Genomic DNA, 14838 nt, shown 5'->3' with positions numbered 1-14838 from the left:
ATTTCTTTCCCCGCTTAATCAGCTTAGGGTTGTTCTCTTTCCATTCCCAAACACCGCGTTTGTAGTGGTCCTGCTCTTTAAATTCGATATCTACCCATACCCAGTCATTCTGGTGGAATACCTTGATTTGTGCAGTCGTATCTGATGTTTTGTTGAACATGTTCCCTCTATAAAAAACAGGGAATTCTTTGTGTTCCACCTGCAGGCACGGAGGCTGTTTCTTGAATTTTTTTCCTTCGGAAAGAGCGTGCTTCTGCTCTTTTTCCCAGTTTTGATAGTTAGAGCGGAAGCTCTTTACCTTGCCAAAAGCAGAAGCAATGGCACTTCTGCGGAAGTAGGAAGGAAACTTGTAAAAACGCTCGTTAAACTCTTTGTATTTTGGAAGAGGGTTTGATTTGGTTGCGTGAATCAGTTTTTCTACTGCCGGCACAATTGACTTTGTTGTCAGGTCGTTGGTATTATCAAACTCTTTGTCGATGATCTCAATCACATAAGCTAAAGCGTGATTGTAAATATCTAGCGTAGCATTAAAGATTTCCGTCTGGTTTGTAATTTTGTGCAACAGCGACTTCGCAACTTTCATAAACAAAACCTCCTTTCCATTTTTTAGTCCGTATGATAGGTTGATCGTATCAAAATGGAAATCAATTGTAAAACGAAAAGGGATTCAGTATGAGTGATGATAAGTAAGAATCGGCAATCGATGTAATAAAGAATATATAGAAGAACAAGGAGAATAAAGACCTTAGCGCCTAACCCCCACTAAATCGGAGATTTTGAAGGGGAATGCGGCGCTAATTTTTTGTTCAATTAAAGAACAGATTAAATAAAATAATAGTCCGCTAGCTGTTTTGCAGCAGTGCCTTAATCCGAAAAGCAAGCCGGAGGCACAGCGTCTGTTCGGGGTCTTTTAAGCTGCGGCCGAGCAGCTCCTCGCATTTTTCCAGCCGGTAAATAACCGTGTTGCGGTGGATAAACAAACGCTTCGCGGTTTCGGACAGCTGGCAGTGCGACTCTAAATAAACCGACAGTGTCTGCATTAACAGATCATAATCTTTTTTCGGTTCGTCCACGAGTGCCTGGAATGTATTGTGGTAAAACTGCTTCATTTGCTCGTACGGAATCATCCGCAAAATCTCGGACACTTCTTTTGGCTGATAGGACTCTATGAATCCAGTACTGCCGAGCATAGCCCCGTAATAAAGCGCATTTACGGATTCTTTATAAGCTTCTGGAAGCCGCAGCAGCTGTTCGGCATACGTGCTGATGCCAAAAGAAATCGTTTTTTGCAACAGTGTTCCAACCGATGACTGGACCGCTTTTAAAAAAGAAACGAAGCTTTCTTCACTGTTCTTCCAATTCCCTCTCGCCTCCATCAGAATCACAAACTTATCCTCTGAAGCAAACAGCTGCATGTTTTCTCCGGTTCCCTGTATGTCTTCATCAATCGTATCGTAAATCAGCTCGGATTCCCATTGGTGCTCGGCAAGAGAAAAACTTTTTTCTGATTGATCTATACGGCCGGCTGCACAGAAATAGCGGTTTTCATTCGACAGACCAAACTCTTTCGCCCGGTTAAGGATTTCTTCAGACGAAGAAAAAGCCCCGTTCATAAAGTTTGTAAAAAATTCATTTCGAAGCCGCTGTGTTTTTTGTTTGAGCGCATTTTCTTTCATGAGCTCAAATGCAATCACGTTGGCAGCTTGCTCCACCGTTAAAACCGCAGAACGGTCTGTCGGCGGGATAAACCGGTGAACAGCAAGGTAGCTCGGCTGTTTTTTATGCGTGTAGATCGGAAACAGCGTAAAGGTTTTTTGGATTTCGCTGTCTCGAAGCGAAAAAGCGGTTAAACCGGCTTTTGGCAAATGAGCACCCATGCCGGCAAACAACGAGTAAAACGGATCCCCTAAATCGCCTGTGCTGTAAAACGGGCGCAGCTGGTGATTAAGCAAGGTGACCTGGTCCCCGATTAAGCCGGACAGGCTTTGAAGAATTTTATCGAGCCCCTGCCCGTTCAGAATAAAGTTGGTAAATTGCTGGTGTGTTTTCATTGCCTGGTGAAGTTCGGTTGTCCGCATATCCAAAATGCAGCTTAAGGATTGATGGACAATATCTCCAAGAGATGTTTCAAAAGGTATATCAACCAGCGGCATCTCGTATCGGTCGGCAAGTTCAACCGCTTCTTCCGGAATGTGATGTAAAAAGCGTTTCGTTTTAATGCCGAGGCCGGCACAGCCCTGCTTGTGCATTTCCTCCAGCAGCTCCGACAGGGAAGAGGGGTTGTCTTTTAAATGAAAAGCCGTCGTAACCAGCAGCTCATTAGGTTTCAAATAAGAAACGATATCGGGAGCGTCCATCATGTTAACCGTATTTACTTCACGGTCCAATCCTTCCCGCCCTCCGGCCACAACCGCGCCGGAGAAGACAGGGAGATTCAGTAAATCTTTCATGAACATGTTCGTTCTCTCCTTGATGTTCAAATAGGTTGATCTTTTAGTTAGATTAAACAATAAAACAAGAGAATTTTCTACATTTTTATGAATGTTTTTCATTTATCGTTCGATTACAATAAAATTACACAAGAAAAGAGCGGGGGGATGGATATGATTAAAACGGATCCGCCTATCGAAATGAAAACGGCCTATGAAATGACAGAATGGCTGGCTCGTTACGGGCAGACCGAAAGAGGCGGCGTTACCCGCCTTTTATACGATCAAAAATGGCAGGAAGCCCAACAGGCGCTTCAAAAAGAAATGGAAGCTGCCGGACTTGTTTCTTATTTTGACGATGCCGGAAATCTTTATGGGCGCTTGGAAGGGGCCGAAAAAACGGACGCTGTGATTTTAACCGGTTCCCATATTGATACAGTGGCAGATGGCGGTAAATATGATGGGGCGTATGGCATTGTGGCCGGTATACTGGCATTGAAGTCACTCTTTAAGCAGTACGGGCAGCCGAAGCAAACGATCGAAGTGGTGTCGCTTTGCGAAGAAGAAGGAAGCCGTTTTCCCCTCACATATTGGGGATCGGGAAACATTACAGGACTGCGGAAAGAGGAGCATATCCAAGAACTGAAAGACTCATCTGGCACAACGTTTACAGAAGCGATGAATGCGGCGGGATTTGGTCTTGGACACTTCCGCAAAGCAAAACGGGATGATCTGGATTGTTTTATTGAACTTCACATTGAGCAGGGAGAGGTACTGGAGCGGGAAGGAAAAGCAGTGGGCGTCGTCAGCCACATTGTCGGACAGCGCCGCTATAACGTAACGATTACAGGAGAAAGTAATCATGCGGGCACGACACCGATGCCGTACCGAAAAGACGCGGTTTACACAGCGGCCGCGCTTACTCAAACGCTGATCGAACAGGCAAAGAAAACCGACCCGGACCTCGTCGCGACCGTTGGCAGGATGGAGATTAAACCAAACATTCCAAACGTCATTGCCCGTGAAGTCGTGTTTTCAGTCGATATTCGCCATAGCGAGGAACCGTTGCTGGAATCGTTCAGCACTGCTATTTTCGAAACCTTTGAGCAAATCTGTCAGGTGCACCAGACAGGTATTCACATTGAAAACTGGATGAATGAAAAACCGGTGCCGATGTGTCAGAAGCTGAGTGCGCTGTCGACTGACATTTTAGAAAGAGAGCAGATTCCTTACAAAGTGATGACAAGCGGTGCAGGACATGATTCTCAAGTGTTTGGCCAGTATGTGCCGACCTCTTTATTGTTTGTGCCGAGCCACCGGGGGATCAGTCATTCACCGGATGAATATACAAAATCGGAAGACTTGGAACAGGGAGTCCAGCTGTTAAAAAAGACGTTATACGAGTTAGCTTACTAAGGAGGAAAACAAGATGACGGGATATCGTGAATTAAATACACCTTTACGTACAATCATGACACCGGGACCAGTTGAAGCAGATCCACGGGTGCTTCGTGCCATGAGTACACCGATTCTAGGCCAGTTTGATCCGGCTTTTACTCACATTATGAATGAAACGATGGAGATGCTGCGCCAGGTATTTCAGACAAAAAACCAATGGGCGTTTCCAATCGACGGAACATCCCGCTCAGGCCTTGAAGCGGTATTAACGAGTGTGCTGGCACCAGGAGATAAAGTTTTAATTCCGATCTTTGGACGGTTCGGCCATCTGCTGACGGAAATTGCAGAGCGCAATGGTGCTGAAATTCATACCATTGAAACAGAGTGGGGCCAGGTATTTGACCAAGATGAAATTATTGAAGTGTTAGAGCGTGTAAAACCGAAAGTATTGGCCATTGTGCATGGCGAAACGTCAACAGGATGCATGCAGCCGCTTGATAAAGTCGGGAAAGCCTGCCGCGAAATGGGCATTATCTCTATCGTAGACGCAGTTGCAACCATTGCCGGAACCGAAGTGAAAGTGGATGAGTGGCAGCTTGATGCGGTTATTGGAGGGACGCAAAAGTGTTTTTCTGTGCCATCTGGTATGGCGCCGATTACGTACAATGAGCGCGTCGAGAAAATTCTCGCTTCCCGTAAAAAAGTGGAAAGAGGCGTACGGACAGCGGAAGATGCAGAAAATGTCCTGCATCCTATTCAAAGTAATTACTTCGATTTAAGCCAGCTGCAGGACTACTGGGGACCACGCCGTCTGAACCACCATACGGAAGCGACGTCTATGCTTTATGCACTTCGGGAAGGCGCCCGTGTTGTGCTTGAAGAAGGTCTTGAAGCGCGTTTTGCCCGCCACCGCCTTCATGAAAAAGCGATCATGGAGGGAATTAAAGCCATGGGGCTGACGCTGTTCAACGATGTGCCATGGAAACTGCCAGTGGTCACATGTGTGAACATTCCAGAAGGTATCGATGGAGAAGCTGTTCGGTCTATGCTGCTTGAGCAGTTTGGAATTGAAATTGCCAGCTCATTCGGTCCGCTCCACGGAAAAATCTGGCGTATTGGCGCAATGGGATACAGCTGCCGGAAAGAGAATGTATTTGCTGTATTATCTGGCCTTGAAGCCGCATTGATCCGGAATGGCGCCGTTGTTCAAAGAGGAGAAGCACTGCAGGCTGCGCTAAATGTGTACGAGACAGCGGCTGCTGAAAAAGTTATGATGTAATAAGAAGCCGGCCCGTGTCCATAGTTTGTTTATGGTGGAAGCCGGCTTCTTACTCTTTTGCTTGGAAAAGAAGGTGAAGATATGCGGGAATGGATGAAGGTAAAACATTGGACCGCGGGTATGCAATGGCTGTTTTTTCTTTTTACAAATACAGTCGTCATCCCGATTACGATTGGAAGTGCATTTGAGCTGGAGCAGGGGAAAATAGTAGCGCTCCTTCAGCTTTCTTTTATTTTTACAGGACTCGCTTGTATTGTACAAGCCTTGTTTGGCCATCGCCGTTCGATTATGGAAGGGCAGTCAGGTCTTTGGTGGGGCGTTATTTTAAGTATGTGCTACATAGCACCCGCACAAGGGATTCCTCTCTCAGTGCTGGGAGGCAGTATTTCAGCCGGCATTGTTTTGTCTGGACTGATCACGGTGCTGGTCGGCTTATCCGGCTTATCCGCTCATATCGCCAAATGGTTCAATGCCGGTGTTATGGCCGTCTTTACGTTTTTGCTGGCCGTCCGGCTGAATACGATTTTTTTAAAAGGGATGCTCGGGCTCCCCTTTAGCACCGGCGAAGCCGCGCCGCAGATTGATGTTCCTGTTTTTTTACTGTCATGCGCCATCGTCCTGTTTACGATTTTGCTCAGTGTAAAAGGACATCCAAGCATCAGCCGCTATTCGCTTCTGATCAGCATTATCGTCGGCTGGATTGTATATGAAGCCCTGTTTTCAGCTTCAGGAGAAACCGCCGGTATGAGCAGCGATCCTGCTTTTGGCTTGTTTCTTCTTGGGGATCTGTCTTTTGATGCTGGCATTATCATGACAGCTGTCGTTGCTGGTATGCTGAATCTATCGAATACATTTGGTGCCTTAAAAGGAACCGACTCGATGTATCAGGATGAAACAGGGAACCGGCAGTACCGTCGTTCTTTCACGATTTCAGGTGTGTTTACCATGGTCTCTGGTGTCTTCGGCATGGTGCCATACGCTCCATACGTGTCGTCCATTGGTTTTTTGCATCAAACGCGCATTTTGGAGAGGCTGCCGTTTATTCTTGGAGGTATCTTCTTTATCATCATGGGGATCATTCCGGCGGTGGGCCATTTAATGGCGCAAATGCCTTTAAGCGTCGGCAGTGCCGCGCTGCTTGTTGCGTATATGCGCTTGCTGCAAACCGCGCTCGGTTACTTTGCTCAGATTGAGATGACACCGGCCAACCTGTACCGGGTGGCTGCGCCACTGTTTATCGGTATTATTTTTCTATTTTTCCCTACGGAATATTTTCTTTCATTTCCGGCTTTTATCCGGCCGCTCGTCAGCAACGGCCTGCTGATCGGGATTTTACTGTCGCTTGTGCTGGAGAACAGCCGCTTTAAGGAACGTAAGCGGAAACAAAGCAGGCGTTTCAAACTTATTAAAGGGGAGGCGTATCAAAATGAATGATCAATGGAATGCGTTTATCGATCAAGAAATCAAGCTTGTACCGACTGGAAAAGGAGCACTCGATGGCCGTACCTTTGCGGTCAAAGATGTGTTTTCCATCAAAGGATATACAAGCAGTGCAGGCAATCCAGACTGGCTCCGGACGCACGAGCCGGCGGAGGAAACAGCAGATTCGATTCGAAAACTGGTTGATGCAGGGGCCGCCCTTACAGGTACTCTTCAGACGGATGAACTGATGTACAGCTTGAACGGTGAAAATGCGCATTACGGAACGCCGGTGAACCCGAAAGCGCCGGACCGCATTCCAGGCGGCTCTTCAAGCGGCTCTGCTGCTGCCGCGGCGGCCGGGCTTGTGGATTTTGCCATTGGAACTGATACAGGCGGCTCGGTCCGCATTCCATCTTCATACTGCGGCTTGTATGGCATTCGGCCGACACATGGCGCTGTCGATATAAGCGGCGTGATTCCGCTGGCCAAAAGCTTTGATACGGTCGGCTGGATGGCACAGGATCTAAATCTGCTTGCCCAGGCAGGCGATGTCCTGCTTCCTGCTTCTGATAAAAAAAATCCATTCCAACGTATTTTAATAGAAGAAGAGGCGTGGGCACTGCCGGATACCGAAACGAAAGCGGCACTGCGACGTCTGCTGCCGGCAGCAGAAAAACAAACGAACCATGTGGAGCATGTCCGGGTTGCAGAAGAAGGGTTAGCGGCCTGGACAGAAGTGTTCCGGACGATTCAAGCGCTGGAAATTTGGGAAGAACACGGTTCATGGATTACGAAAGAGCAGCCAGTATTCGGGCCGGGTATTGCGGAGAGGTTTCAAATGGCCGGCACTCTAAAGAAAGCGGAGTGCCAGGGCCAGCTCGATAAGCGGAAGGACATTCAGCAGCGTATGGACGAACTGTTAAAAGATGACGCGCTTTTAATCATTCCAACGGCGCCAGGTCCTGCCCCGCTTTTGAATTTACATGGGGAAGCTGCGGAACAGTACCGTGCTAAAACAATGCAGCTAACCTGTATCGCGGGTCTTGCCGGCCTGCCTCAAATAACGCTGCCCCTGACAGAAGCCGGCGGCCTGCCAGTTGGATTATCCGTGATCGCTGGAAGACATCAAGACAGGCGGTTGATCCAATGGGCTTCTGCTTTTGTCCAAGCGTGCAGCGGGGAGGAAGTAAAAGGATGAAACTTGCTGCGATTTACAACGAAGGCTACGAAAAAGCGGTATTGATTGAGCAGGAAACGGTTTATTTGATGAGCCATGTGAACGAAGCTGCGGGAAAACAGTGGAGTGAAGACCTGCTTCTTCTTTTGCAAAAAGGGGAGCTGGATGAGGTAAGGAGCTGGTACCAGCAAGAAGGCCGTACCCGGCTTCAAACGCTAAATGGCTTTGCACTGGATGCTGTGTCATTTGCTCCGTTATTCCGCCATCCGGAAAAAGTATTCGGGGTCGGCATGAATTACATGGAAAAAGCATTAGAGTTATCAGGCAAGCCTCCCGAAGAAGAGCCGGTTATTTTTATGAAGCCAAATTCCAGTTTAATTGGTCCAGGTGAAGCGATTCAAATTCCGCCACAGTCGCCCAATGTATCGGGGGAAGCGGAACTGGCTATCGTGATAGGCAAAACATGCGAAAATGTAGAAGAAGCTGATTTTTGGGATGTAATTGCGGGCTTTACCGCCAGCCTGGATATGACTGCAAAAGATATCCAAAATCAAAATCCCCGTTTTCTCCAGCGGGCAAAAAGCTTTAATACGTTTTGCAGCTTTGGCCCGTATTTGATCACATCGGATGAAGTGACGGATCTGGCTTCAATTAAAGTTGAAACCGTACTAAACGGCTCAGTCTGTCACGAAAACGTCATTGCCAATATGATGTACTCACCGGCTTTTATCGTCTCCTTTTTCTCGAAAATCATGACGCTTCAGCCAGGAGATATGATTTTAACCGGAACACCGGGATCGGCTATCATCCGTGAAGGGGATGCCATCGAGTGCCGGATCACCGGGTTCCCCCGTTTAACAAATCCAGTCAAAAAGCGCAAATAAGAAAATAAGGAGCTGTTTCAGAAACCGGCGGAAAGGCCATTTCTGAAACAGCTTTTTTATTTGGTTCTATTTATTTAGTAACAATTGAATTTACCTGTTCGTCCACGGATTGGTACTTGCATACACAAGAGGAACACTGGACAGTCACCAGCAAGCTGACAGGCGAATGGAAAGAAAGATGTGATACCTACTGTAAAGGTGAGGGATTTGTTTCTTACGGAGCGACGGCATACTGCAGGAAAACAAAGGCGGGCAAGATCAGGACTGTTTAAATAACCGGGGAGAAGAACTCCCTCCTAACAGTTGGCCGGGACAGCAGTGAGCATTATTGTTTTCCCGATCCATTCTGTTGATTAGTTTGATCTTTTGGTTCAGGTTTATTAAGTTTGCTGTTCGGGCTGAAGCCTTGGTAAAGAAGCCAAGCGATAACAACAAAAGATACGACAAAAAATATGAGAAAAAAGGTTGTTTGAGTAAAAATGATAACCACTCCTAAAATTTTCTTTATTAGAATGGTTGCCAATTTAGGGGTGTTTATTCGTAAAAACGTAAAAAAGTCTTTTGCGTGTCGGGGAAGGTTACTCACATCAAAGAACTGACTCATTCGGCCTGCCGACCGAATTGTGTTTTTTCGTTCCAGTAATCATTATAAGGAGATTAACCATTTTTTAAAATTTTGTATAAATTTACTGGGAAATTAGTTAAGAGGAGTATCAAAGACGCGCTGAACGAGAGGATCCGGAAAGGGACAGTCACTGAGTGGTTTCAATTTCTATAGCGAATCGCCAAGAGTAGAGGTACTGGTTAAAGAGTTCAACAGAGGTTCATCAGCCATTAACCGAAATAATGCAAAAAAACTCTAAAATTTCTAGAGACTTTATAGAAAAGCTATTAATCTATTCGTTTACCGATGATACATGCAGCTTCTTCTACATTTTCATAATATTCAATCGCTTCATTTTGGATAAATGCTACTTTTAGTGTATCGGTGTTTTTCACATAACTAATTTTTAATAAAGGCTGTTCATCCTTGCTGAATGTATGAGTAACCTCTACATCTTTATAGTAACACAGCGTTTCCAACATCGTTTTTATACTATCGATTGACATTCTATTTCTCCTTTCCAATCAAGGGAAAGTGACGAAGGAAAGTCAAAAAGTTTCCGATGCTTTTATATCTTAACTTTAGTATAGTATGTACTTTGTTATTTTGCTCGACAGTTTGTTCAAAAGGGAACAAAAGGAGTGGCATCCTTGGTAAGAGATAAGGGTTAGCTCATTCGATACTGTAGGCGAGGCAGCTTCACAGGATTTCTCGTTCCGGAGAAATCTTCTAGTGCAGGGGATCGGGCAGGAAGCTGCGGTAATAGAATATAAACAAGAGGAGTGGAGGTGGAAGCGGTAACCTTATGTGTGCCGGAACAATAATAAAATTTGCAGGTTTTATGGGGAAATCCATGAAATGACCACCTTTTTACCCCTCATATATTGTATGTTTTGCTTATTCAAAAAGGGGGAGACAGCCTTGGAGATTGGAGAGTGGAAAAAAGTCAAAATTGGGCATGCTACGGTCGTTGGATATGTCAGTCGCATTGGTTATTACCATAGTCAAATTGAGCTGGTAATTGTCGGCAGAATCAAAAACGGTATTATGCAGTGGGAATGCCAACGAGGTTACTATTTGAGGAGCATCGTCTAGAACCGATGGGCACACTGCTGGATGATATACAGGATAAAACCACGCTCATTGATCTAGCCCTTATGACGAAAGACAAGGAATGGTTTGAAGAATTGACGGAAGGCTTAAAAAATGGCATATCGAAGAGCAATAGTTAAGAAGAAGTGAACGCCGGAAGAATGAAAAGCCTGCTGCGCTCAAAAGTTTGAATCAAAGCGGTCGGCTTATGTGAAGATACAATTGCAGTGAAACAAGCTGATTATATATACTATATCTATTATGAAACCTATCAAACTTAATATAAGTATTCTGTCAATGACGTTATTGACATTCGTCATTTTGGGTACCTTCATTGGAAGTGCCGTTTCTGGTGCCTTAGTAAGTAAAAGCAACTTGGAGAACAACTTTTTAGTAGACAATGAATTTTATGCTCAAAAGCTGGCTGCTACAACAGATTCTCTTTTTAAAAGCATGTTACAAAATCTCCGTGTAGAGTCACAAGAAGAGGAACTCCTGACGAAAGATACGGAAACGATCCAACATACATTAAACACCATTTTAAATGCTACTCGTTTTTTTAACACAGTTTGGTTTATAGATGAAACAGGCCATGTTGTTTCAACGGCACCGCATATGGATTTAGAAGGCCAAAAGGCGAATAGAGTCGGCGCAAGGGAAGCGCTCAAAAAAAGAGTTCCTTTAATATCTGAACCTTATGTAGGTCTTAATGGTCATCTCATTATGCTCGTTTCTTTTCCAGTTTATGATGAAAATGGGGGTTACGTAGGGTTTCTTGGTGGATCCATCAATTTAGACGAAAATAACAGTCTATCTGATATACTTGGCGAACATCCACAGCATGAAAGCGGTTCATATGTATATGTAGTGGATTCTAAAGGCAACATTATCTATCACCCGGATTTTAGCAGAATTAGTGAGAACGTAAAGGATAATGCAGTGATCAAGAAAGTGTTGAAGGGGAAAGATGGAAGCCAGGAGGTTGTTAATTCAAAAGGTATAACGATGTTAGCTGGCTATGCTTCCTCCAATTCATCAGCAGGTCATTGGGGGATTGTATCTCAAACGCCTAAAGAAGCTATTTTAGAACCAACTATTGAGCTGGCAAAAAAAGTGAGCTTGGTTACTTTTCCATTTATTGTATTGATGTATATATTAACCTACATCTTATTACAGAAACTTGTGAAGCCTATAAGGGATTTAGCCGCTTACACACAACAAATTACAGAGAATACAGCGGTTACAAAGCCGCGTATTCCTGATTGGTATTCTGAATTAAAGGAATTAAAGCGAGCTGTTTTGATCGCCTTTGATTTCTATGAGAAAAGAGCCAATTATGCTGAGAATGAATCAAACATTGATCCATTAACGGGTTATTTTAATCGCCGCTATTTAGAAAAAACCATCCAAGACTTAGATATATACTCAATCATTTTGTTTGATATTGACCACTTTAAAAAAATAAATGATCAATACGGACATTCAGTAGGAGATGAAGTATTAAAATATGTTGCCAGCTTGGTTCAGAAAGAAACCAGGGTAAACGATTTGTGTTTCCGCATAGGCGGTGAAGAGTTTTTAATTGTTCTTCCTGACACTGGCTTGGAAACTGCCCAGATTGCTGCAGAAAGAATTCGAAAAACATTGGAAACAACGAATAGTCCTACAGGTAAGCCGGTTACAGTCTCAATTGGAATCGGGAATACGTCAGCGATGCCCATTGATTTTAAAGCGTTATTGAATATGACTGACCAAGCATTATATAGAGCAAAACGAGAGGGAAGAAATAAAGTAGTCAGGGCAGATGATTTGAAAACAATGAATAAGGGTGCAAGCAGCACTCTTAATTGAACTATAGACAAAAAAGATTGGGCCGAAACAAGCTTGTGCCTATAGATTGATTTTGAGAGAAACCTATGCGTTAAATTGTAAAAGCCCTGGCTAATACCAGGGCTTTTACAATTTTATGTTCATATTCGCATTTTTAACAATCTCAGATGACATACCTCAAGCAACATTTAAAGAGCTTTTAAAGATAAAGCGGACTTGTAGATAGCGGTAAGCTATAACTAGTTAGACGATGGGCTCAGACAATATCCAAAAACACAAAAAAGATTTTTGATTACCTTATTACTTGAAGAATTTAATTAATATTCCTCCTTTTGTTTCGTCACCATATTAAACCAAAAATGAAGGCAGTCAAAACCTTATCACAAATATACATGTAGATGAGTATGTGTGTATACATGTATACATTGGAGGATTTTAAACATATGTTAGGCTGCTTTCCCATACACTGATTTAAAAATTTAGAAGTCGTGGAATGTGAAATAGAAATGGTAAAGGAAGAAACCGTGCCTGGCCAGGTATTTGAAGAAAAAATGTTCGGCGAGTCAAAAGAACTGCAGTTCTTCGAACAGATAAAACTTTTCTAAAGGGGTGGCGGAATTGCGATTTTTAGAGGGCGATTGGGTCATTGCTAATGCCAACGGAGGATACAGTAAAACAGTCGGTTATGTAACGAAAGTGGGTTATTCGGACGGACACATCCAGATTAAGCAAGTATTCCGGGTGACAAACAACCAATGGGAATGGATTAAGCCAAAGGTGAGTTCCTATATGCCGATCCAACTGGTATCAGCCGTTGAGCTGTTTAATCAATATCAAGACAAAACAACGCTTATTGATTTAGCGCTTCAGACAAAAGACAAGAAATGGTTTGAAGAATTGACGGGAGAAAAACAAAAATGGCATACCGTAGAGCAGTAAGTGGGCAATGATTGGGAACTTGATAAAAACCCAGAAACAATGCCCCTAGGCAATCAAGCTTAAGCCACAGGGGGTGGATTGCTTGATATCCCCATACTATCCTTTAACAATTTAAAAAACAAAAATGGATATGTTAATTTTTACAAAAATGCAGCCAGATAAGAGCTTGACTGCAGAACAGATTATTCTTTAGGAGTTAGATTTGAAACTAACAGAATAATCGGCAGTGTGTCGATTATGTAAAGGAAGAAAGAAGGGCTAACCTGCTTCCTTCTTCCCGGAAGTAGTATATGTTTCGAAATGGCGATTGACACTCCCACGGCTAAAGCCGCAAGCCCTTCACCTTGCGGTGAGACGGGTGGAATTCTGAAGTGCGAACGCGTTTTCAGTCCATTTCTGTTTAGAACTCGCCTTCAGTTAAGGGCGGTGTCATCAGCCCATCCTGCTTCGTTATGTATGCCTTCGGCATACATGTACCTAACAGGCGGTCCTGCTGTTACCACAGGACTAGGTTAAACTGCTTGCTTGTTTTTCTTTTTTGAAAGGCCGCTGATGGCCTTTGAAATATTAATGGCCGCATTCGCATCGGCATGAAGTTTATACTGGCATTTGACACACGCAAACGTGTGTCTTTTTCGATTCTTTTTGTCTACATGGCCACATTTACATGTTTGAGAGGTATGATGTGGATTCACATATTCAACTTGAATCCCTGCCATTTTGGCTTTGTATTCAATAAACTGCTGAAGCTGATAATGTGCCCAAGAATGCAGATTCCTGCCTGCGTCTTTTTTTGATTTGGCTTTACGACGAATGCCTGTCAAATCTTCCATTCGAATGCAGCGAACACCGTTCTCTGCAGCGAAATTCACGATTTGTCGGCTCATTTTATGATTTAGATTTTTCATCCATTGGGATTCTTTATTTTTAGAGGCTTTAATAACAGAAAGAAGCTTATTTCTTCCCAAGGTTTTTCTCCTTGAAGAAAATGTTCTTCGAATAAAAGCAGCCTCATTTCCTTTGAAAAACAATGAATTTGTCCCTACTGAAGCAACAGCTAAATAATTCAGCCCCACGTCTACACCCATCACTTTAGAAGAAGAGGAAACAACCTTCGGTTCAAAGGAAACCGCTACAGACATATACCATTTCCCTTTTTTCTCATAAAGCTCGCCGGCACCTAATTTTGCTTCGCCGGACAGTATTTTATCAAGCCAATGCTGCTGGTAGAGCTCTGCCACAACTGGAACACCAACCCGTTTCTCTAATGTAGGAAAAGAGAGTTTGTATAAGCCTTTTTCTTTTTCAACTTTTAAATTTTGGTTGTTAAAGGTACACCAAAAACGGCGAAAGACTTTTGCTTTTTGATTTTTCTTTTGTGACTTCACTTCCCGGATGGTTTGGTTGACAATGGCCAAAGGCAATTTGTCCGCAGAAAAAAGTTTGTAGACCTTCGAAGTGGCTTTTGAAAGTTCCTCATAATGAAGAAGCCAATTGGAAAATTCGGTGTTTAATTCGGTCATTTTGTAGTATATCTGTTCTTTTGCATGGGTTGGCTTCATGAGTTCTAGCTTTAAAGAAATGGTTTCCATTTCGTTCCTCCTTTCCAAAAGATTGGGTTATGTCAATTATAACAAACAAGTGTTTGGTATACAAGAGAGATAAACTAAAAGAAAAAAGTCGAACCTTTGACATGTCTGAAGACATGCCCGGTTCGACCTCGCTATCATCCCACACCTGAAGAAGTGGGCTTTCCCGCTCGTAAGGTCTGTAATAGAAAAAGC

The 14838-nt window shown here is 43.8% G+C and carries 11 protein-coding genes and 1 pseudogene; 8 read left to right on the top strand and 4 right to left on the bottom strand.

Translation table 11 applies throughout. The annotated features are described in order from the left end of the window. Positions 1–583, bottom strand: a pseudogene (locus M3221_RS13300) (RNA-guided endonuclease TnpB family protein); the annotation flags it as partial. A 259-nt stretch (positions 584–842) separates the two neighbouring features. Further along, the gene (locus tag M3221_RS13295; RefSeq protein ID WP_251272236.1) at positions 843–2456 is read right to left on the bottom strand and encodes a PucR family transcriptional regulator; all 1614 of its coding nucleotides are present in this window, start codon (positions 2454–2456) and stop codon (positions 843–845) included. Positions 2457–2603: 147 nt separating this feature from the next. On the opposite strand from M3221_RS13295, the gene allC reads away from it, so the two are divergent. The 5 genes from allC (at position 2604) to M3221_RS13270 (ending at position 8589) form a co-directional block, all read left to right on the top strand. Further along, complete coding sequence (gene allC / locus M3221_RS13290; protein WP_251272235.1) at positions 2604–3845, top strand: allantoate deiminase; 1242 nt, start codon at positions 2604–2606, stop codon at positions 3843–3845. A 13-nt stretch (positions 3846–3858) separates the two neighbouring features. After that, a complete protein-coding gene (locus M3221_RS13285; protein ID WP_251272234.1) occupies positions 3859–5106 on the top strand; it encodes a pyridoxal-phosphate-dependent aminotransferase family protein in 1248 nt (415 codons plus the stop codon). An 81-nt stretch (positions 5107–5187) separates the two neighbouring features. Further along, entirely contained in the window at positions 5188–6540 is a 1353-nt protein-coding gene (locus tag M3221_RS13280; protein WP_251272233.1) for a uracil/xanthine transporter, read from the top strand. Then, positions 6533–7726, top strand: coding sequence for an amidase (locus tag M3221_RS13275; protein WP_251272232.1), 1194 nt, complete (start codon positions 6533–6535; stop codon positions 7724–7726). Before M3221_RS13280 ends, M3221_RS13275 begins: the two co-directional genes overlap by 8 nt. Then, positions 7723–8589, top strand: coding sequence for a fumarylacetoacetate hydrolase family protein (locus M3221_RS13270; protein ID WP_251272231.1), 867 nt, complete (start codon positions 7723–7725; stop codon positions 8587–8589). Before M3221_RS13275 ends, M3221_RS13270 begins: the two co-directional genes overlap by 4 nt. Positions 8590–9480: 891 nt before the next feature. On the opposite strand, the gene M3221_RS13265 is transcribed toward M3221_RS13270, so the two are convergent. Further along, a complete protein-coding gene (locus M3221_RS13265) occupies positions 9481–9699 on the bottom strand; it encodes a hypothetical protein (protein ID WP_251272230.1) in 219 nt (72 codons plus the stop codon). Between the two features lie 552 nt (positions 9700–10251). Between M3221_RS13265 and M3221_RS13260 the strand changes: the two genes are divergently transcribed. From M3221_RS13260 to M3221_RS13250, 3 genes are all read left to right on the top strand, one after another. Beyond that, positions 10252–10425 carry an IDEAL domain-containing protein gene (locus M3221_RS13260; protein ID WP_251272229.1) on the top strand — a complete coding sequence of 58 codons (174 nt, stop codon included), beginning with the start codon at positions 10252–10254 and terminating at the stop codon, positions 10423–10425. A 157-nt stretch (positions 10426–10582) separates the two neighbouring features. Continuing rightward, a complete protein-coding gene (locus M3221_RS13255) occupies positions 10583–12136 on the top strand; it encodes a sensor domain-containing diguanylate cyclase (protein ID WP_251272228.1) in 1554 nt (517 codons plus the stop codon). Positions 12137–12733: 597 nt separating this feature from the next. Then, on the top strand, positions 12734–13054 hold the full coding sequence (locus tag M3221_RS13250) for an IDEAL domain-containing protein (protein WP_251272227.1): 321 nt from the start codon (positions 12734–12736) through the stop codon (positions 13052–13054). Positions 13055–13566: 512 nt separating this feature from the next. Here the strand turns inward: M3221_RS13250 and M3221_RS13245 are convergent. Next, a complete protein-coding gene (locus M3221_RS13245; RefSeq protein WP_251272226.1) occupies positions 13567–14646 on the bottom strand; it encodes an RNA-guided endonuclease InsQ/TnpB family protein in 1080 nt (359 codons plus the stop codon). Between the last annotated feature and the right edge of the window lie 192 nt (positions 14647–14838).

The organism is Domibacillus indicus (assembly GCF_023715895.1).
GTDB classification, from domain to species: Bacteria; Bacillota; Bacilli; order Bacillales; family Domibacillaceae; genus Domibacillus; species Domibacillus indicus_A.
Note: the sequence above shows the minus strand (reverse complement) of the source record. Positions and strands in the feature narration are given on the sequence as shown.

Bases quoted from the DNA above. Each gene is read 5' to 3' on its own strand.
- M3221_RS13295 (WP_251272236.1), bottom strand. From the start codon at position 2,456: ATGTTCATGAAAGATTTACTGAATCTCCCTGTCTTCTCCGGCGCGGTT.
- allC (WP_251272235.1), top strand. From the start codon at position 2,604: ATGATTAAAACGGATCCGCCTATCGAAATGAAAACGGCCTATGAAATG.
- M3221_RS13285 (WP_251272234.1), top strand. From the start codon at position 3,859: ATGACGGGATATCGTGAATTAAATACACCTTTACGTACAATCATGACA.
- M3221_RS13280 (WP_251272233.1), top strand. From the start codon at position 5,188: ATGCGGGAATGGATGAAGGTAAAACATTGGACCGCGGGTATGCAATGG.
- M3221_RS13275 (WP_251272232.1), top strand. From the start codon at position 6,533: ATGAATGATCAATGGAATGCGTTTATCGATCAAGAAATCAAGCTTGTA.
- M3221_RS13270 (WP_251272231.1), top strand. From the start codon at position 7,723: ATGAAACTTGCTGCGATTTACAACGAAGGCTACGAAAAAGCGGTATTG.
- M3221_RS13265 (WP_251272230.1), bottom strand. From the start codon at position 9,699: ATGTCAATCGATAGTATAAAAACGATGTTGGAAACGCTGTGTTACTAT.
- M3221_RS13260 (WP_251272229.1), top strand. From the start codon at position 10,252: ATGCCAACGAGGTTACTATTTGAGGAGCATCGTCTAGAACCGATGGGC.
- M3221_RS13255 (WP_251272228.1), top strand. From the start codon at position 10,583: ATGACGTTATTGACATTCGTCATTTTGGGTACCTTCATTGGAAGTGCC.
- M3221_RS13245 (WP_251272226.1), bottom strand. From the start codon at position 14,646: ATGGAAACCATTTCTTTAAAGCTAGAACTCATGAAGCCAACCCATGCA.